The 1,050-nt window shown below is 41.5% G+C and carries 1 tRNA gene and 2 rRNA genes; all 3 read left to right on the top strand.

Annotated features, from left to right (window positions below):
• Nucleotides 1–57: ribosomal RNA gene (locus tag JOC73_RS15065) — 16S ribosomal RNA — on the top strand; the annotation flags it as partial.
• Nucleotides 58–201: 144 nt separating this feature from the next.
• Nucleotides 202–277, top strand: a tRNA-Ala gene (locus JOC73_RS15060).
• A gap of 319 nt (nt 278–596) precedes the next feature.
• Nucleotides 597–1,050 (top strand): 23S ribosomal RNA (locus JOC73_RS15055); the annotation flags it as partial.

The following is a 1,050-nucleotide window of genomic DNA, read 5'->3' as shown; positions in this document are numbered from 1 at the left end:
GGGGTGAAGTCGTAACAAGGTAGCCGTATCGGAAGGTGCGGCTGGATCACCTCCTTTCTAAGGAGCTTAGGCTAATCTATACTGTTTGGTTTTGAGGGACCTTAAATGCCCTACGGGCAGTTAAAAATGAATAATTAAGAATGAAAAATTATTCTAGGTCTTAATAATTAATAATTATTAATTGTTAATTATAATATAATTGGGGGCGTAGCTCAGTTGGGAGAGCACCTGCCTTGCAAGCAGGGGGTCAGGAGTTCGACTCTCCTCGTCTCCACCACTAATTACCAAATTAAAAGTGTTGACATAACGCGATTAACTTGGTAATATATCATTCTGGCCTTAAGGGCCGAATAAAAATGAAGTTAGAAAGTCTCATGATTCCTACTGAAATGCTTTTAGGAAAGGAATCAATCGATTTCTAACAAAGCGACTGACTCAAATTTTAAATTTGGTCATCTGCTTTTGTTCTTTGAAAATTACACAATGTATAAACAAGTAAGCTTAAAGAAACAAATAGCTAAGAATTTTATTCTTTGCAATTACTTTGATTAGCTTAGTGGTTTTAGTTATTAATGATTAATTCTGCGAAGCAATATGGTCAAGCTAATAAGGGCAAAGGGTGGATGCCTTGGCACCAGGAGCCGAAGAAGGACGTGGTAAGCTGCGATAAGCCTCGAGGAGCTGCAAGCAAGCTTTGATTCGGGGATTTCCGAATGGGGAAACCCACTTGGAGTAATGTCCAAGTATCTGTTACTGAATCCATAGGTAGCAGAAGGTAGACCGGGGGAACTGAAACATCTAAGTACCCCGAGGAAGAGAAAGAAAAATCGATTCCCTTAGTAGCGGCGAGCGAAATGGGAAGAGCCCAAACCGATAAGGTTTACTTTATCGGGGTTGAGGACATAGTCATAAGAAGGCGGCTATTGTAATAGAAGAGGTCTGGAAAGGCCCACCGTAGAAGGTAATAGTCCTGTATATGAAACAAGAAGGCCTTTGACTATGCTCCAGAGTACCACGGGACACGTGAAACCCTGTGGGAAGCTGGGGGGA

Origin of the sequence: Alkaliphilus hydrothermalis (genome assembly GCF_016908555.1) — a bacterium.
In the GTDB taxonomy this organism is placed as follows: domain Bacteria; phylum Bacillota; class Clostridia; order Peptostreptococcales; family Natronincolaceae; genus Alkaliphilus; species Alkaliphilus hydrothermalis.
The sequence above is the reverse complement of the archived record's forward strand: the minus strand, read 5'-3'. Positions and strand labels throughout refer to the sequence as shown.